Raw genomic sequence first — 17,004 nt, forward strand, 5'->3', positions numbered from 1 at the left:
GCGTTACAACGTATCTACCTTTCACTTATAAAAAGCGCTTCGAGCAAGAGATCGCAAGAGTGAGCTTTTACTATAAAAACGAGAAATTTTGCATAAAAGACGGCTTCGTCGTCATCGAAAACCACGAAAACAAGGCGATAGATAATCAAAACGCGTCGATTGAGCTTTTCGGCGTGATATACGAGCAGATAACGCAAAACTGCACCAAGGCCGTTACGCTAAATGAGCAAAATTTAGCGAAGTATTATGCGCGCTTCGGCAGGTTTGAGACGAGCCAGACGGTATTTAAAATTCTAAGCAATATGGAGCTTATGCTAAATCAATCGATGCAGAAAGAAAACGCGAAAATCGCCTGCTTTTCGCACTTTTTCGAAAGTATCGTATGCAAAAACGGCAATGAATTTGAAATTTTGATCGAGCTGAATCAAAAGGGCTTTGAGTATATCGTCTCGCGCAGCGCGAATTTGGACTTTTGGAATGTCGAAGCTGCAGACTACGGGCTTACGCCGTACCCGCTAAACAGCTGCGCTGCAAACGGCGGGCTGGGGTAAATTTAAGTCGGTAAATTTTAAAAATTTATCCGCAAAATACGGGAGTACGCCCGCTGCATCAAGGACAAAACGCGGGCAGATTTTAAAAATTTACTCCTGCGTCCTTAGCTCGGCAATGAGCCCGTCAAGCTCCCCGCTATTTTGCGCGCTCAAAAGCCGCTCGTTTATGAGCCGCATTTGCGCCGAAAACTCGCTACCAAGCATATCCGCGACGAAATTTTCGCTCTCGCTCTCGTCCGTCACCGGATACATATCGCGCCAGATATCGGTTATCCACCAGCCGCACTTCGAGACGCAGGTAAAGTCCTTCAAAACGCCCGTCTTTAGCCTCATCATCACTTCGTCGGTTTGTTTGATCTCGCTTGCGACGAAGTCCTTGTGAATGCCGTCTAGGCAGGTAAAAATGCGATGTCCTAGGCTTTGGACGCTATTTTCGGAGCAGATCCTAAACTGAAAGACGCTATCTTTAAAATTTAGATCGGATAAGCAGATCGGATGCTTTTGAGTAAAATTCGGAAACGAATCAAAACTCCTATCGTCGATGCTAAGCGCCCAGTTGGAGTTTGGATTTTTGCGGGCGAACTCGTCAAAACTTAGTCTGATAAATTCTTTATGGCTTAGCTCTTCGGCGGTGAAAAAGTCGTAGTTGGCGCAGTTCGCAGCTTTAAAATCTTTAAATTTCATGATCCCTCCCGTAAAATTTCGCTTCAAATTTACTCAAAACAGCATTTTATCATTTTGCGGGATTTATTTTTATTAATCTGAATAAATTTAATCAAGAATTTACGGGGTTCAAAACTCGCGAAAAGCTTCTAGTTATATTTTGAGTGAAATTTACGCATGTTGGAAATTAAATTCGCTGAAATTTAAAATTTTTGAAAGATTTCGCCGCTTGGAACTTCGCACCGCAAAATTCCGAGAGCGGAATTCCAAAGTAAAATTTTACGCCAAACACATACGAGCAGAATTTTGCTCGCGATGAAGTCTCGCCAAATGCAGCACAAAAGCTCCGCCAAAATCTCGTGGATTTGCGGCGTCTAAATTTACGCGCCAGGCGCGAAGTTAAATTTTGCATTTCGCGCCGTAAAATAAACAACCATTACATTATAGAAAATTTGCAAATTTATAAAATTCGGGCTTTTAAAATTTCACTTCAAAAGCCCAAATTCTAATTTACTTCACCAGTTCGTAATTATACTCTTTCGTGCCGTCTAGTAGATTTGTGACGTTGTAGCCTCGCTCGTTTAGGGCTTTGGCAAGTTTAGCGCTACGGTTGCCGCTGTAGCAGTGCGTGATTATCCTTTTGCCCTTGTTGGCCTCAAGCACGTCCTTGTAGTTATCCACAGGCTCGCCATCAGGAATATTTATCGCGCCTTTCATATGCCCTGCGTCGTAGTCCTGCTTCTGCCTAGCATCGATGATCAGCACGTTCGGCTCATTTGCTATTTTCAAAAATCCCTCCGCATTTATGCTGCCGACCTTATACAGCTCGTAGTCGTACTGCTTCACGCCTGGCGCGTTCATAAGCACATTGAAGCCCTTTTGTTTAAGCAAATCAAGCGCCTTGCCGCTGCGGTTGCCGGTGTTGCAATAAAGCACGACGTTTTTATCTTTATAGGCGTTTATCTCGTCCAGCCTGCTTTCAAGCTCTCCAAGCGGGATGTTAATCGCGTGTTTTAGGTGGCCTGCGGCATACTCATCCGCGCTTCTAACGTCAATGACCAGATAATTTTCTTTTGCTCTATTGTCCTCCTCTATCGCCGATAGCGACGCGCCGCTTATGGCGTAGCCGCTAGGCTGCTGCGTCTCGGCGCCGCAAGTCGCAAAAGATCCCAATGCCGCCAGCAAAACCGCGCTTTTTAAAATTTTGTGAGAAATAAATTTCATATGTTTCCTTTGAATTTTAGCTTTTAAAGCGGAGGATTATATCAAAAAATTCATCTTTAGTGGTTGGGGGTTTATGGAATTCGCAAGTGTGACCTACCGGATACACATCAATGGCGCTATTTTAAAGAGAGGGAATCGATGGGTTTTCGGTTCTTGGATTTGTTTTAAGGATAAGTCACGGCCGTTTCCTCTCTCGTGTTTTTTAAATTATGATAACTGCTTCGTAAATTTTACTTAAGCGTCGAGATTTAAAATTTGAGTTTTAAACAATCTCTTATAGAATTCGACGTTTAAAATTTTAATTTCGGGCTATTGGGCGGAATTTTGAGTCGCCTCATATTTTTCGATAAAGCTTCGTCCTTTATCGCATAAGCGATAGATGAAAATTTTCGACGCCTTGCCCGCATCAAAGCTCGTATCTTTGATACTCTCTCGCTCCAAATAGCCCCAGTTTTTATGGATGATGTCGAGAGTCGATTTGATCGAGGTGTAGTTGCGTCCGCTCGCAGCAGCAAATTCGTTCACGGGCCTCATAAACTCGGCATCGCTTTGCTTGTTGCGGCATAAAAGCCCCTTCTCTCCTTGCGCGGCAACTAATTTTAACGTATCGTAGATGAGTTTGTCTTGCAATTTTACCATAAAAATTCCTTATCTAATTTATATATAACTCTCAAAGTTATAGCACAATTTCTGCATTTTTATGATATAAAATTTCAAATATCTAAAAGCTGAGCGCGAATTCGTGAAAGGGCAGGACGTCGCAGCGTATCCCCTCGATCTCGAGCCTGCCGGAGTTTGCCATAGAAACGACTTTTAAGCTCGTGATGCCAAGCCTCTTGAGCACGCTTAAAATTTTACGAAATTTTAAAAAGATAATGTCCGCGTCGCTGAATGGGATGACGAGAACCCCCACCTTTAGAGCAGGCAGGTAAAAATCCAACTCTTTTGTGTAAAAAATTGGTGTATTTAGCCCCAAAAGCTCGCAAAAAAGGACGTTGGCAAATTTTTTCGAGAAGTCCTTTTTGCTCGTTAAAATTTCGCGCATATTAAAATGCGAAAAATATAGTTTTTTTGCGCGCGCGGGCTCGCCAGCTTTGCTTAAAAATCTGATGAAATTTTCCCGCTCAAGTTTGGCGATAGTGCCGTATACGGCGTCTTTGGAGATCTTGATGCGCGGCTTTAGCGCGGTGTAAATTTTATTTGCGCTAAATGCGGCGTGGACGAAGCTTAGGCATTCTTTGAGGATTAAAATCTCCGTGCGGCTAAAGTTTGCCGCAAGCAGCCTCTGCTCAAATTCTAAAATTTCGGCAGGCGCTATGAAGGGGTTTTTTGCGCCGCCGCCTTGGGCTAAAAATGCCGAAATCATCGAGTTTATCTCGTTGTGGCGCTTATCGAAGGCGATAAATTCTTCAAACGAAAGCGGCAAAAGCTCAAGCCGCTCAAAGCTCGGCAAAACTAACTCTCTATCGCGAGTAGAAATTATAAAGCGCTTTAAATTTAGCCCCTCGGCGAAGCTTTGGAGCGATGAAATTTCAAAATCGGCGCTACTAAAATTATCCAGAAAAAGCGATGAAATTTGCTCGTTGGCGGTTAAGAATTCCTTGATCTCGCGGAAGAAATTCTCGCTCCTGTTTTTCGCGCCGTAGAGCTCCGCATTTTTTGCGTTGTGTGGGCTGCCCCCGCTCACGTTTTTTAGGCCTTTTGTATCTATATTTTTTATATCGGCATGATAAAATTCGTCTACACTGGGCATACGCGCATCGAGCGTAGCTTCTCCGCTTATTTCATTCTCATTTACTTCGCTGCCGTTTGTATTGCCCGCGCTATTTTTGGCCGCAGCGATCGTGCCGCCCGCTACCGTATCCTCAAGACGTAGATCGGCTAAATTTAGATACAAAATTTCATCTTTTTTAAGCTCTGAAATTTCATTTTTCAGCACGGCGCTTTTGCCGGAATTTAGCACTCCGTAGATTATGGTTTTGGCAGAGCTGATACCTCTTTTGCGCGGGATAAAGCCTGCAAATTCCGGCGGATTTTCGTAAAAAAATTTCAGATCATTCATAGTGGATATTTTAAAATTTTCCTTATTAAAAGGAAATAAATCTGAAAAATTCTATGAAATTTTTATATCTATTTCAAATTTATCCAAAATTTTTATATTGAAAATTTCCGGCACTCTAAAAATTTTCGAAATTTTATATATTTTTCCTTATAAAAAGGAAATATTTCAATAAAATTTGGCTATTTTCTTGACAAAAAGGGAGCGCTTTTATATAATGTGCGTCTTTTGTTTGAAACAAAGGGTCGCGCGTTGCGACAAGTTCTTTATTAAGGAAAAGTGATGCAAAAAATTAGGTTAAAACTCAAGGCTTATGACCATCGAGTTTTAGATCGCACAGTTTCGGCTATCGTTGAAGCCGTAAAAAGAACAGGTGCGGACGTCAGAGGTCCCGTGCCGATGCCTACGAAGATTAAACGCTACACCGTTTTAAGATCTCCGCACGTAAATAAAGACTCCAGAGAGCAGTTTGAGATGAAAATTCACGCTCGTATGCTAGATATCGTAGCGGCGACTCCGGATACGGTTGATTCGCTAACTAAGCTTGATTTGGCTCCGGAAGTCAACGTCGAAGTTCACGCGATGGGCAAATAAGGGGTAAAACAATGGAATATATCGTAGAAAAAATAGGTATGAGTAGGACGATCGACACGAGCAGCACGCCCGTGACGCTTTTACGACTTATCAATACCAAAATTTGCGAAGTTTGCGATGAGAAAAAAGCTATCGTAGCCTACGCAGACGGCAAAGCGTATAACAAAGCTATCGCCGGAATTCAAAAGAAATATAGCCTAAGCAAGGAATTTAATAAATTTGCGACTCTAAGCTTAGAAAATGCCGAGCTTGGCGATCAAAATTTAGATGTTTTGAGCGAAGCCAAGATCGTCAAAGTAAGCTTTAAATCCAAGGGTAAAGGTTATCAGGGCGTTATTAAGCGCCATGGCTTTGCGGGCGGTCCTGCAGCGCACGGTAGCCGCTTCCACCGAAGGCCTGGTTCTATTGGCAACTGCGAGTGGCCCGGTCGCGTTCAGCCTGGTATGAGGATGGCGGGACACACTGGAAACGAAACGATCACTGCTAAAAACGAAGTCGTAAGCTTTGATGCCGAGAATAAAATTTTAGTGCTTAAGGGCTCGGTTCCTGGATTTAACGGCGCAATGGGCAGAATAAGGATAGTAAAATGAGTAAAGTAAGCGTGCTTAACGAAAAACTAGAAAAAGCAAGCGAAATTGAAATTCCTGCGAAATTTTCGGAAGTCAATTCGCACAATCTATATTTGTACGTCAAATCTTACCTTGCTTCGCTTCGCGCAAATACCGCTAACGCTAAAACTCGCGCCGAGGTTAGCGGCGGCGGCAAAAAACCATGGCGACAAAAGGGTCGCGGTGGCGCACGTGCGGGCTCAACGAGAACCAATGTCTGGGTAGGCGGCGCGGTCGCATTCGGTCCGACTAACGAGCGAAATTACGAGCAGAAGGTCAATAAAAAGCAAAAACGCCTTGCGCTGGAATTTGCTATCAATGAGAAAGCAAACGAGGGTAAAATTTTTATATTCGACGATTTAGAACTAAAAAGCAGCAAGACTAAAGACGCGGCAAATTTTATTAAGAAACTGGGCGTTAGAGATGCGCTGATCGTTAAAAATGAGCTAGACGCACAAACTCTTTTGGCCTATAGAAATCTTAAGAATTGCTATGTCGTCGATGCAAGCGAGGTCAATGCTTACCTAATCGCAGTTTACGGCTCGGTCGTATTCGAAAAAGCGGCATTTGAATCAATAGTGAAAGAGGACTAAAATGGCAGATATAACAGATATCAAAACGATCCTTTATACGGAAAAGTCTCTCGGTCTTCAAGAAAACGGCGTGGTCGTTATCCAAACTAGCCCGTCGGTTACGAAAAACGGACTAAAGAGCGTTTTAAAAAACTATTTCGGGATTACTCCGCTAAAGATAAATTCTTTAAGACAGGACGGCAAAGTAAAAAGATTTAGAGGTAAAATGGGCGCTAGAAACGATGTGAAAAAATTCTACGTCAAACTACCTGAAGGCGCAAGCCTAGAAAGCGTGGAGGCGTAAAATGGCGATTAAAACTTATAAACCGTATACTCCAAGTAGAAGATTTATGACAGGGCTTAGCAGCGAGGATATCACTGCAAAAGCTAGCGTTAGAGGCTTGCTTGTTAAAATTCCTGCCGCAGCCGGAAGGAACAATAACGGTCGCATTACCAGCCGCCATAAACAAGCAGGGGCTGCTAAACTTTATAGAATTATCGATTTTAAGCGAAATAAATTCGGCGTTCCTGGCAAGGTCGAGGCGATCGAATACGATCCGAATCGCAACTGCCGTATCGCATTGATCTCATACGCAGACGGCGAGAAGCGCTACATTATCAAGCCTAACGATCTTAAAGTGGGCGACGTAGTAGCTGCTGCCGAGGGTGGATTAGATATTAAACCTGGCAACGCGATGAAGATGAAAAACATCCCTGTGGGAACTATTCTGCATAATATCGAGTTAAAGCCAGGCAAAGGCGCTCAAATGGCACGTAGCGCAGGAGGTTATGCTCAGCTTATGGGTAAAGAGGAAAAATACGTCATTTTGCGTCTGCCTAGCGGCGAGATGAGAAGAGTGCTCGCAGAGTGCATGGCCAGTATCGGCGTAGTGGGTAACGAAGAGTGGGCAAACGTCGTCATCGGTAAAGCCGGACGTAACCGCCACAGAGGTATCCGTCCTCAAACCAGAGGTTCTGCGATGAACCCGGTCGATCACCCGCACGGCGGTGGCGAGGGTAAGAAAAACTCCGGTCGCCATCCGGTAACTCCGTGGGGCAAACCGACGAAGGGCTATAAAACTCGCCATAAAAAAGCGAGCGATAAGCTTATAATTTCAAGAAGGAAAGGAAAATAAAAATGGCTAGATCGCTAAAAAAAGGTCCTTTCGTAGATGATCACGTAATGAAAAAAGTCGTTGCGGCAAAGAAAGCCGGCGATAACAAACCGATCAAGACTTGGTCGAGACGAAGCACGATCGTGCCTGAGATGATCGGACTTACGTTTAACGTTCATAACGGAAAGAATTTTATCCCGGTTTACGTCACCGAGCATCATATCGGTTATAAATTAGGCGAGTTCGCTCCTACGCGCACTTTCAAGGGCCACAAAGGCTCCGTGCAGAAAAAGATCGGCAAGTAAGGATAGAATATGAGTAAATCAACTATTAAATTTGTTCGCCTTTCGCCGACAAAAGCAAGACTTATCGCAAAACAAATTCAAGGCATGAATGCGGAATTTGCCCTTGCCACTTTGGAATTTACGCCTAATCGCGGCGCGAAATATATCGCTACGGCGATTTCAAGTGCGGTCGCAAACGGCGGCTTTGAGCCTGAAGAGGTCGTAGTTACAAGCTGCCGAGTGGATGCGGGTCCTGTGCTTAAGAGATTTCGTCCGCGCGCCAGAGGTACGGCTAGCCGTATCCGCAAGCCTACTTCGCACATCATCGTCGAAGTAGCAAAACCAAGTAAGAAGGAAGCGTAAATGGGACAGAAAGTAAATCCGATCGGTTTAAGATTAGGAATTAATCGAAATTGGGAGTCTAGATGGTTTCCTTCTAAAGCGACGCTTTCCGAGAGTATCGGCGAGGATTATAAGATCCGCAAATTTTTAAAAGCTAAGCTTTATTATGCGGGAATTAGCCAAATTCTTATCGAAAGAACGGCTAAGAAAATTCGCGTAACGATCGTAGCCGCAAGACCGGGCATCATCATCGGTAAAAAAGGCGGCGAGGTTGAAAATTTAAGAAGCGAAGTCGTTAAGCTAGTCAATAAAGACATAGCCATCAATATCAAAGAGGAGCGCAAAGTAGGCTCGAACGCACTTTTGGCTGCGGAAAACGTAGCTATGCAGCTAGAGCGCCGCGTTGCATTCCGCCGCGCTATGAAAAAAGTCATCCAAGGCGCTCAAAAAGCAGGTGCAAAGGGAATTAAAATTTGCGTCGCAGGTCGCTTAGGCGGCGCCGAGATGGCTAGAACCGAATGGTATTTGGAGGGACGCGTTCCGCTTCATACTCTAAGGGCTAGGATCGATTACGGCTTTGCCGAAGCGCATACGACCTACGGTAATATCGGCATTAAGGTTTGGATCTTTAAGGGTGAAATTTTACAAAAAGGCATCCAGGCTGAAAAGACCGATGATGCGCCTAAAAAAACACGCAGACCAAGAAGAGGTAAATAGTTATGTTGATGCCAAAAAGAACAAAATACCGCAAGATGATGAAAGGTCGCAATCGCGGCTATACGACGAGAGGAAATTCCTTGACGTTCGGCGATTTCGGTATCAAAGCGGTAGAGGCGGGTAGGGTAAATTCTCGCCAGATCGAAGCGGCTCGTGTCGCGATGACGCGCTTCGTAAATCGTCAAGCTAAAATTTGGATTAAGGTATTCCCAGACAAACCGCTTACCAAAAAGCCTCTACAAACTCGTATGGGTAAAGGTAAGAGCGGCGTAGAAGAGTGGGTAATGAATATAAAACCGGGCAGGATCATTTTCGAGATGACCGGCGTTAGCGAAGAGGTTGCTAAAGAGGCGCTTATGCTTTCAATTCATAAACTACCTTTTAAAACGAAAATCGTAAGTAGGGAAAGCGAAAATGAAATATACTGATTTGAAAGATAAAGATTTGGCTGAGCTAAATTCTATGTTAAAACAAAGTAAGTTGCTTTTATTTACGGCTAGACAAAAGCTAAAAACTATGCAGCTAAGCAATCCTAACGAGATTCGCGCTATCAAAAAAGATATCGCTAGAATCAACACCGCTATTAAAGCGAAATAAGGATAGGTTATGGCATTTAAAAGAGAAATTCAAGGCGTAGTCGTAAAGAAGGCGGGCGATAAAACAGCTACCGTTTTGGTAGAGCGAAGGGTTATGCACCCTAGATATAGAAAGATCGTAAAAAGATTTAAAAAATATCTGATCCACGATGAGAACAACGTCGTAAAGATCGGCGATACCATATCTGCGATCGAGTGCAGACCGCTAAGCGCTAGAAAATCGTTTCGCTTGAAAGCGGTTTTGAAAACAGGAGTTGAATAATGATACAGAGTTTTACCAGACTTGCGGTAGCTGATAATAGCGGCGCAAAAGAACTTATGTGTATTAAAGTTTTGGGCGGCAGCAAAAGAAGATACGCCACAATCGGCGATATTATCGTTTGCTCTGTAAAAAAAGCGCTCCCTAACGGCAAGATTAAGCGCGGTCAAGTAGTAAAAGCCGTAGTCGTTCGTACGACTAAAGAGTTGCACAGAGGCAACGGCTCACTAATTAGATTCGATGAGAACGCAGCCGTTATTTTGGATTCAAAAAAAGAGCCGATCGGTACTCGTATTTTCGGTCCTATCGGTAGAGAGGTCAGATACGGCGGTTTTATGAAGATCGTTTCGCTGGCTCCGGAGGTTTTATAATGGCAGTAAAATTTAAGATTAAAAAAGGCGATCAAGTAAAGATCATCGCAGGTGACGATAAGGGCAAAACAGGCACCGTTAAGGCCGTGTTTCCTAAAAAAGCTCAAGTTATCGTCGAGGGTTGTAAAATGGCTAAAAAGGCTATCAAACCAACCGAGCAAAATCCGCAAGGCGGCTTTACGAGCAAAGAGATGCCTATGGATATTTCAAACGTTGCGTTGGTAGAGGGTTGATTATGAGCAGACTAAAAGATAAATATATAAATTCCATCAGAGCTGCTTTGCAGAAAGAATTTGATATAAAAAATCCTATGCTTATCCCGGCGCTTGAAAAGATCGTTATCAGCGTAGGAACGGGCGAATCGAGCAAAGATCAAAAAGTGCTTCAAAATATGGCCGATACTATCTCGCTGATCGCAGGCCAAAAAGCGCTTATCGTCAATGCAAAAAAATCGGTTGCCGGCTTTAAAGTGCGCGAAGGTTTTCCGGTAGGAATAATGGTTACGTTACGAAAAGAGCAGATGTTTGCCTTCCTAGACAAACTGATCTCTATCGCGCTTCCTAGGGTTAAGGATTTCCGAGGACTACCTAGAACGGGCTTTGACGGACGCGGCAATTACAACTTCGGTTTACAAGAGCAGCTGATGTTCCCTGAGGTCGAATACGATCAAATTTTAAGAACTCACGGTATGAATATAACCGTCGTAACGACTACAAATAACGATAAAGAGGCATTTAAATTGCTAGAGCTATTCGGCATGCCTTTTGCAAAAGGAAAATGATATGGCAAAAAAATCAATGGTAGCCAAGGCGAAACGCCCCGCTAAATTTAGCACTCGCGCATATACCAGATGTCAAATTTGCGGTCGTCCGCACTCCGTTTATAAGGATTTTGGAATTTGTCGCGTTTGCCTTCGCAAGATGGCAAATGAGGGCTTGATCCCAGGTCTAAAAAAAGCAAGCTGGTAAGGAGAAGAGATGATTAACGATCTTATTTCAGATGGATTAACTCGCATCAGAAATGCTGCGATGCGAAGGCTAGATACGACTAAGCTTTTTCACTCAAACGTCGTTGAGGCTATGCTTAAAATTTTAGCCGAGAAGGGCTATATCGAGAGCTACAACGTAGTAGAGGAAAACAATAAAAAGATCATCAACGTAGTGCTTAAATACGACGAAAAGGGCAGGAGCGTGATAAACGAAGTTAAAAGAATTTCAACTCCGGGTCGCCGCGTATATCAAGGCAAAGACGAGATCAAGCGCTTCAAAAACGGCTACGGAACCGTCGTCGTTAGCACAAGCAAAGGCGTTATGAGCGGTATCGACGCACACAAAGCCGGCGTCGGCGGCGAAGTGCTTTGCACGATCTGGTAAGAAGTTTCTACTTTTTATGGCATTGTGGTATCCATTCGTAAAAGTAGACATACCCTAGACAAATAAAAAGGAAAATTATGTCAAGAATTGGTAAAAAACCGATCTCTATTCCAAACGGCTTAGAGGTCAAAATCGACGGCTCGTCGTTAAAATTTAAAAAATCGAATAACGAAAAAGAGCTTGATTTAAAAGGTCATGTCGATGTAAAAATCGAAGACGGAAAGATAGAATTCTCACCTAAGGGCGAGGATAGACAGAGCAGGGCGTATTGGGGAACATACCGCGCTTTAGCCAACAATATCGTACTCGGTCTTACCGAGGGCTTTTCAAAACAGCTTGAAATCAACGGCGTCGGCTATAGAGCCGCGATGAAGGGCAAGGTACTTGAGCTAAATTTAGGCTTTTCGCATCCGATAAATTTTGAATCTCCAAAAGGAATCGAAATCTCTGTAGATAAAAACGTCGTAACCATCAAAGGTGACGACAAGCAGCAAGTAGGCCAAGTAGCAGCCGAGATTAGAGGATTCAGACCGCCTGAGCCGTATAAGGGCAAAGGCATCAAGTATCTTGAAGAGCATATCATCCGCAAAGCCGGAAAAACAGCTAAGAAATAAGGGTTGAGAAATGACACAGAACGTATTAAAAAGAAAGATCTCTTTACGAATCAAGAGAAAAAGAAGAATTCGCGCTAAAATTTCAGGCGTCGCATCTTGCCCTAGAATTTCTATTTTCAAATCCAATAGGACAGTTTACGCTCAGGCTATTGACGACGCGGCGAGCGCGACTTTGTGCGCCAGCAGCGGTAAGGTTTTAAATTTAAAGGCAAACAAAGAGGGCGCGGCTAGCTTAGCTAAAGATTTAGCCTCCAAGCTAAAAGATAAAGGCATTTCTGAAGCGATTTTCGATCGCAATGGCTATTTGTATCATGGCGTAATCGCAAGCTTTGCCGAGTCGCTACGCCAAAACGGCATCAAACTATAACCCAAAGGAATGATTGTGGAAAAGTATAATAGAGAAGAATTCGAAGAGGTAATCGTCAATATCGGTAGGGTTACGAAGGTCGTTAAAGGTGGTAGAAGGTTTAGGTTTACGGCTCTTATCGTAGTAGGCAATAGAAACGGCTTGGTAGGCTTTGGCTTTGGTAAGTCCAAAGAGGTTCCCGATGCGATTAAAAAAGCGGTAGACGATGCGTTTAAAAATATCATCAAGGTAAATTTAAACGGCTCTACCATCACTCACGACGTTGAAGTAAAATACAATGCGAGTAAAATTTTATTAAAGCCGGCGAGCGAAGGTACTGGCGTTATCGCAGGCGGTTCAGTCCGCCCAGTTTTAGAGCTTGCGGGTGTTAAAGATATCCTCACTAAATCGCTAGGTTCGAACAACTCCTCAAATGTCGTAAGAGCTACGATGAAAGCTCTTAGTATGTTAAAACACTAACAAGGATAAAAGATGGGATTAGAAAATCTTAAAAAAGCCCCAGGCTCGACTCACGCTACTAAGCGCTTGGGTCGCGGTCAAGGAAGCGGTCTGGGTAAAACTGCGGGTCGCGGCGGCAAGGGTCAGACCGCACGTACCGGCTCTCATGAAAAAAGAGGCTTCGAGGGCGGTCAGCAGCCGATTCAGCGAAGGCTTCCAAAGGTAGGTTTTACTTCTAAATTTGAAAAGCCTTACGTGATCAATGTCGATAAAATCGAAGCTATCAAAGATCTTAGCGAGATCACGGTCGAAAGTATCAAGTCGGTTCATAAAATTTCAAATTCCGTTAAAAAGATCAAGCTGATCGGCGTAGGCGCAAAAGCACTCGCGAGCAAGATCAAAGACGAGAACGTAAAATTTAGCGGACAAAAATAATGAATAAATCGCTACGCAACAAAATTCTCATTACTTTGGGCTTTCTTTTTGCCTATAGGTTGCTAGCTTACGTGCCGGTTCCGGGAGTGGACGTTGAGGTTATAAAGCAATTTTTTCAAAACAATAGCAACAACGCTTTTGGAATGTTTAATATGTTTAGCGGTAACGCGGCGGAGCGATTCAGCGTTATCTCGCTAGGCATTATGCCTTATATTACCGCTTCGATCATTATGGAGCTGCTTGCCGCAACCTTTCCAAATTTAGGCAAACTCAAAAAAGAGCGCGACGGTATGCAGAAATATATGCAGATCATCCGATATGCTACAATCGCAATCGCTATGGTTCAATCCATCGGCGTTAGCATTGGCTTACAGGGCATCCACGGACAGACCGGAGCGCCTGCGATAATGGCTGAAAATACCAACGAGTTTGTTTTTATCTCGTGCATTTCGATGCTGGCAGGCACCATGCTTTTGATGTGGATCGGAGAGCAGATCACGCAGCGCGGCGTCGGTAACGGCACCAGCCTTATTATCTTTGCAGGTATCGTAAGCGCCATCCCTAGAGCGATCGGAAGTACCGTAAATTTAGTAAATACCGGTGAGATGAATATCTTGATCCTCGCCCTTATTATAGGGATTATTTTGCTCACTATCGGCGTGATCATCTACATAGAGCTGGGCGAGCGCAGAATTCCCGTTTCGTTTTCGCGCAAGGTATTGATGGCGAATCAAAACAAGCGCATTATGAACTATGTGCCGATCAAACTAAATTTAAGCGGCGTCATTCCGCCGATTTTTGCAAGCGCTATTTTGATGTTTCCGACCACTATTTTGCAGGCAAGCACCAATCCGATCATCCAAAAGATCCATGATTTCCTAAGCCCTAGCAATTACTTCTTTAACTTTTTGACCTTTGTGTTGGTTATATTTTTTGCGTATTTTTATGCGTCAATTGCTTTTAATTCCAAGGACATTAGTGAAAATTTAAAGAAGCAGGGCGGATTTATCCCGGGTATTCGTCCGGGGGAAGGAACAGCGAGCTTTTTAAACGAAGTTGCTAGCCGCCTTACGTTTTGGGGCTCGATCTATCTCGGCCTCGTAACCGTCATCCCGTGGCTGCTCGTTAAATTTATGGGCGTGCCGTTTTATTTCGGCGGTACCAGCGTGCTGATCGTCGTCTCCGTCGCTCTTGATACGATGAGGCGCATCGAAGCGCAGATCTATATGAACAAATATCAGACCCTAAGCGCGGTCGGGCTATAAATGGCAATTTTGCTTAAAACAAAAAAAGATTTAGAGGGGCTGCGTGCAGCGAATAGGATCGTCGCGCAGGCCCTTGATTACGCAGCTTCTTTCATAAAGCCGGGTCTTAGCCTGCTCGAAGTCGATAAAAAGATCGACGATTTCATCACCTCCAAAGGCGCATATCCCGCTTTTAAAGGGCTATACGGCTTTCCAAACGCCGCTTGCCTCTCGCTAAATGAAGTCATCATCCACGGCATCCCCGACGAAACGATCTTGCAGGAGGGCGATATCTTAGGCGTCGATTTGGGCTCGAAGCTAAACGGATATTTCGGCGACAGCGCCCGCACCCTGCCCGTCGGTAAAATTTCAAAAGCCGACGAGGAGCTTATCGCATGCAGCAAGGACACGCTGGAGTTTGCCATCAAAACGATCAGGGTAGGGATGCACTTCAAAGAGCTAAGCTTCGAGATCGAGAAATTTATCCGCGCGCGCGGCTTCGTGCCGCTATACGGCTTCTGCGGCCACGGCATCGGCAAGCACCCGCACGAAGAGCCTGAGATCCCAAACTATCTGGAGGGCAACAATCCAAAATCGGGCCCTAAAATCAAAAACGGCATGGTCTTTTGCATTGAGCCGATGATCTGCCAAAAGGACGGCACGCCGGTCATCGCCGAGGATAAGTGGAGCACGAGAAGCAAGGATGGGCTTCGCACCAGCCACTACGAGCACTGCATGGCGGTTTTCGACAATAAGGTCGAAGTGCTAAGCGTCGCGTAGAATTCCGCGCAAAAGCTGGCTCAGCCTAGTTAAAATTTTATACTTTTGTCGGTGCAAAATTTCGCCCGCGATTGGTCTTTGATAATTCTGCATAGCTCGTGTCTTGGAATTTTACCTCAGCCGCTTCACGCAAAAATTTTATCCGAAGGCCTTTTGGAACCTATCGCACTAGAAATTTTAAAATCTATCGCGACGATTTGTAGCCTAGCCGTAAAATTTTAAAAGTTGGGTTTAGCTCGCACTTTCTGTTTTTAAAGCCTCGTTTTGTAGCTTCGCTCTTAGATTCGCTTTCAATTAAAATTTAGCCTTAAAATTCCGTCGCCCAATTCTACTACCCCCCCTCCCCCGTATCTTTAAAATTTAGCTGTAAAATTTGAAGCGTAAAGGCGCGCAAGTAAGCAAGCTCAAAGCTTTAAGCGGCTAAGATTGCGCCTTGATTTTAAAGCGAAAATATGTCGCGCTACGCAGAGTGCGCGTCGTCGCGTCTCTTCGTACAAGGCAGGAAATATAAAATGAGAGAAAAATTTTATGCAGCGCTGGCAAATATGGGCGAGCTTGCGGCGCGGACGAAGGCGGGCAGGCTTATAGCGCGCTTGCTTATGAAAATCGATCGCGGCTTTTTTGCCGCGCTGCGCGAACGTCCCGTGTGGAGGGTGTTTTGGCTAGCGACGGCGCTATGCCTGCTCGCGTGCTGGGCTAAGATACATTATCAGATTAACGGCCCCATCTTTGCCTACATCGCCGAGAGCTTTCCCGCGGTATTCATCATAAATTTACTCATCTTTCACCTCTGCTATTTGCTTAGCGGGCGATTTTTTAAGTTCGTTTCGTTCGTATTGCTTGCGCTGATTGCGCTGATTGCGAGCGCGTCTTTATTTTTGATCGTAAATTTCGACTCAAGCTTCAACGTCGTAGCGATCGACGCGATCGTTCATACCGACGCAGCCGAGACGCGCGAGTTTGTTTCGCAGTTTCTTAACCCCGCAACGATTTTATATCTAGCGGTACTGCTCGGCTGCATCTTTGCGGCACTAAGAGCAGGGCGGCGAGAGAAGGAGCAAGCGCATGGCCGCCTAAGATTGCTGCTGGCGGCGCTTTATCTTATCTGTGGAACGATCTTTTGCGCGGATATCGCCGTTAAGGCTTTCCGGGGCAAGCAGAGCTATATAACCAAGCTATCGCAATATGTCCCGCTGGAGTTTGCCTTTACGATAAAAGATTATCTGAGCGATAAAAATTTCATCACTGATATGCGCGAAGTGCAGCTCGGATATGACGAGGCCAAGCGCGCGAACGAAAGCGTTTTAAAAAGCAGCGCAAATTCAGATCCGCAAAGCGCCACCCCCGGCCTTGCATCTCAAAATTCTACTTCCGCCCCAGGCGCTCAGGTGCAAAGCTGGGGCGAAACTTTAAATTCTGCGCCGCAAAACCCCAGCGTGATTTCAAATTCCAAAACCACTGACGCTGCTACAAGCCCCGCCCCACAAAAGTCTCGCGTCAAAAATATCATCCTAATAATCGGCGAGAGCTTGCAGCGCGGGCATATGTCGCTCTACGGCTACGGTGTTAAAAATACGCCGCTTTTGGAGGGTCTCGAAGCAAGCGGCAATCTGATAAAATTTAGCGATACAATCTCGCCTTACGGCACTACTAATCAGGTGCTGATGCGACTTTTAAATTTCAGCGATTACGAAAGCGAGCGCAAAAGGGCGTGGTTTCGCAACCTTAGCATCATCGATATGTTTAAGCTAAGTGGCTACCGCACCTTTTGGATCAGCAATCAAGAAGCCTTCGGTGC

General features: G+C 44.7%; 26 protein-coding genes and 2 pseudogenes. 24 read left to right on the forward strand and 4 right to left on the reverse strand.

Annotated elements, in window-relative coordinates; translation table 11 throughout:
- Positions 1-551: pseudogene (locus tag Q0236_RS03470) on the forward strand (hypothetical protein); the annotation flags it as partial.
- A 90-nt stretch (positions 552-641) separates the two neighbouring features.
- On the opposite strand, the gene Q0236_RS03475 reads toward Q0236_RS03470, so the two are convergent.
- From Q0236_RS03475 to Q0236_RS03490, 4 genes are all read right to left on the reverse strand, one after another.
- Entirely contained in the window at positions 642-1,235 is a 594-nt protein-coding gene (locus Q0236_RS03475) for an effector protein (RefSeq protein WP_297915204.1), read from the reverse strand.
- 489 nt (positions 1,236-1,724) lie between these two features.
- Positions 1,725-2,438, reverse strand: coding sequence for a rhodanese-like domain-containing protein (locus Q0236_RS03480; protein WP_297915206.1), 714 nt, complete (start codon positions 2,436-2,438; stop codon positions 1,725-1,727).
- Between the two features lie 309 nt (positions 2,439-2,747).
- Complete coding sequence (locus Q0236_RS03485; RefSeq protein WP_297915208.1) at positions 2,748-3,077, reverse strand: hypothetical protein; 330 nt, start codon at positions 3,075-3,077, stop codon at positions 2,748-2,750.
- A gap of 82 nt (positions 3,078-3,159) precedes the next feature.
- On the reverse strand, positions 3,160-4,500 hold the full coding sequence (locus tag Q0236_RS03490; protein ID WP_297915210.1) for an ATP-binding protein: 1,341 nt from the start codon (positions 4,498-4,500) through the stop codon (positions 3,160-3,162).
- Positions 4,501-4,779: 279 nt separating this feature from the next.
- Between Q0236_RS03490 and rpsJ the strand changes: the two genes are divergently transcribed.
- From rpsJ to Q0236_RS03605, 23 genes and pseudogenes are all read left to right on the forward strand, one after another.
- Positions 4,780-5,091 (forward strand): 30S ribosomal protein S10, encoded by a 312-nt coding sequence (rpsJ, locus tag Q0236_RS03495; protein WP_005869011.1) that lies wholly within the window; start codon positions 4,780-4,782, stop codon positions 5,089-5,091.
- An 11-nt stretch (positions 5,092-5,102) separates the two neighbouring features.
- Positions 5,103-5,681, forward strand: a complete 579-nt coding sequence (rplC, locus tag Q0236_RS03500) for a 50S ribosomal protein L3 (RefSeq protein ID WP_297915212.1) — start codon at positions 5,103-5,105, stop codon at positions 5,679-5,681.
- On the forward strand, positions 5,678-6,292 hold the full coding sequence (gene rplD, locus Q0236_RS03505; RefSeq protein WP_297915213.1) for a 50S ribosomal protein L4: 615 nt from the start codon (positions 5,678-5,680) through the stop codon (positions 6,290-6,292). Before rplC ends, rplD begins: the two co-directional genes overlap by 4 nt.
- A 1-nt stretch (position 6,293) precedes the next feature.
- Entirely contained in the window at positions 6,294-6,575 is a 282-nt protein-coding gene (locus Q0236_RS03510) for a 50S ribosomal protein L23 (protein ID WP_177387640.1), read from the forward strand.
- 1 nt (position 6,576) lies between these two features.
- Positions 6,577-7,407, forward strand: a complete 831-nt coding sequence (rplB, locus tag Q0236_RS03515; RefSeq protein ID WP_297915215.1) for a 50S ribosomal protein L2 — start codon at positions 6,577-6,579, stop codon at positions 7,405-7,407.
- A 2-nt stretch (positions 7,408-7,409) separates the two neighbouring features.
- Positions 7,410-7,691, forward strand: a complete 282-nt coding sequence (gene rpsS, locus Q0236_RS03520) for a 30S ribosomal protein S19 (RefSeq protein ID WP_005869002.1) — start codon at positions 7,410-7,412, stop codon at positions 7,689-7,691.
- A gap of 9 nt (positions 7,692-7,700) precedes the next feature.
- Positions 7,701-8,012 (forward strand): annotated as a pseudogene (gene rplV, locus Q0236_RS03525) (50S ribosomal protein L22); the annotation flags it as partial.
- 21 nt (positions 8,013-8,033) lie between these two features.
- Complete coding sequence (rpsC, locus tag Q0236_RS03530) at positions 8,034-8,729, forward strand: 30S ribosomal protein S3 (protein WP_005868997.1); 696 nt, start codon at positions 8,034-8,036, stop codon at positions 8,727-8,729.
- A 2-nt stretch (positions 8,730-8,731) separates the two neighbouring features.
- Positions 8,732-9,157 (forward strand): 50S ribosomal protein L16, encoded by a 426-nt coding sequence (rplP, locus tag Q0236_RS03535; protein WP_297915217.1) that lies wholly within the window; start codon positions 8,732-8,734, stop codon positions 9,155-9,157.
- Complete coding sequence (gene rpmC, locus Q0236_RS03540) at positions 9,144-9,326, forward strand: 50S ribosomal protein L29 (RefSeq protein ID WP_005868995.1); 183 nt, start codon at positions 9,144-9,146, stop codon at positions 9,324-9,326. The genes rplP and rpmC overlap by 14 nt, the downstream gene beginning before the upstream one ends.
- Before the next feature lie 9 nt (positions 9,327-9,335).
- On the forward strand, positions 9,336-9,587 hold the full coding sequence (rpsQ, locus tag Q0236_RS03545) for a 30S ribosomal protein S17 (RefSeq protein WP_005868994.1): 252 nt from the start codon (positions 9,336-9,338) through the stop codon (positions 9,585-9,587).
- A complete protein-coding gene (gene rplN, locus Q0236_RS03550) occupies positions 9,587-9,955 on the forward strand; it encodes a 50S ribosomal protein L14 (RefSeq protein ID WP_005868993.1) in 369 nt (122 codons plus the stop codon). Before rpsQ ends, rplN begins: the two co-directional genes overlap by 1 nt.
- Positions 9,955-10,188, forward strand: coding sequence for a 50S ribosomal protein L24 (gene rplX, locus Q0236_RS03555; RefSeq protein ID WP_005868992.1), 234 nt, complete (start codon positions 9,955-9,957; stop codon positions 10,186-10,188). Before rplN ends, rplX begins: the two co-directional genes overlap by 1 nt.
- Before the next feature lie 2 nt (positions 10,189-10,190).
- Positions 10,191-10,736 carry a 50S ribosomal protein L5 gene (rplE, locus tag Q0236_RS03560; RefSeq protein WP_297915219.1) on the forward strand — a complete coding sequence of 182 codons (546 nt, stop codon included), beginning with the start codon at positions 10,191-10,193 and terminating at the stop codon, positions 10,734-10,736.
- 1 nt (position 10,737) lies between these two features.
- Positions 10,738-10,923, forward strand: a complete 186-nt coding sequence (locus tag Q0236_RS03565) for a type Z 30S ribosomal protein S14 (protein WP_005868990.1) — start codon at positions 10,738-10,740, stop codon at positions 10,921-10,923.
- Between the two features lie 9 nt (positions 10,924-10,932).
- The gene (gene rpsH, locus Q0236_RS03570) at positions 10,933-11,328 is read left to right on the forward strand and encodes a 30S ribosomal protein S8 (RefSeq protein WP_005868989.1); all 396 of its coding nucleotides are present in this window, start codon (positions 10,933-10,935) and stop codon (positions 11,326-11,328) included.
- A gap of 77 nt (positions 11,329-11,405) precedes the next feature.
- Entirely contained in the window at positions 11,406-11,942 is a 537-nt protein-coding gene (gene rplF / locus Q0236_RS03575) for a 50S ribosomal protein L6 (protein ID WP_297897658.1), read from the forward strand.
- Positions 11,943-11,952: 10 nt separating this feature from the next.
- On the forward strand, positions 11,953-12,309 hold the full coding sequence (rplR, locus tag Q0236_RS03580) for a 50S ribosomal protein L18 (protein WP_005868987.1): 357 nt from the start codon (positions 11,953-11,955) through the stop codon (positions 12,307-12,309).
- A gap of 15 nt (positions 12,310-12,324) precedes the next feature.
- Positions 12,325-12,768: a 30S ribosomal protein S5 gene (gene rpsE / locus Q0236_RS03585; protein WP_297915221.1), complete on the forward strand. Its 444-nt coding sequence runs from the start codon at positions 12,325-12,327 to the stop codon at positions 12,766-12,768.
- Positions 12,769-12,780: 12 nt separating this feature from the next.
- The gene (rplO, locus tag Q0236_RS03590; protein ID WP_177387628.1) at positions 12,781-13,182 is read left to right on the forward strand and encodes a 50S ribosomal protein L15; all 402 of its coding nucleotides are present in this window, start codon (positions 12,781-12,783) and stop codon (positions 13,180-13,182) included.
- Positions 13,182-14,447, forward strand: coding sequence for a preprotein translocase subunit SecY (secY, locus tag Q0236_RS03595; protein WP_297915223.1), 1,266 nt, complete (start codon positions 13,182-13,184; stop codon positions 14,445-14,447). The genes rplO and secY overlap by 1 nt, the downstream gene beginning before the upstream one ends.
- Positions 14,448-15,206, forward strand: a complete 759-nt coding sequence (gene map, locus Q0236_RS03600) for a type I methionyl aminopeptidase (RefSeq protein ID WP_297915225.1) — start codon at positions 14,448-14,450, stop codon at positions 15,204-15,206.
- A gap of 512 nt (positions 15,207-15,718) precedes the next feature.
- Positions 15,719-17,004: sulfatase-like hydrolase/transferase (locus Q0236_RS03605; protein ID WP_297915227.1), on the forward strand; the 1,286-nt coding region annotated here is incomplete at its 3' end.

Origin of the sequence: uncultured Campylobacter sp. (genome assembly GCF_938031315.1) — a bacterium.
Classification (GTDB): Bacteria; Campylobacterota; Campylobacteria; order Campylobacterales; family Campylobacteraceae; genus Campylobacter_B.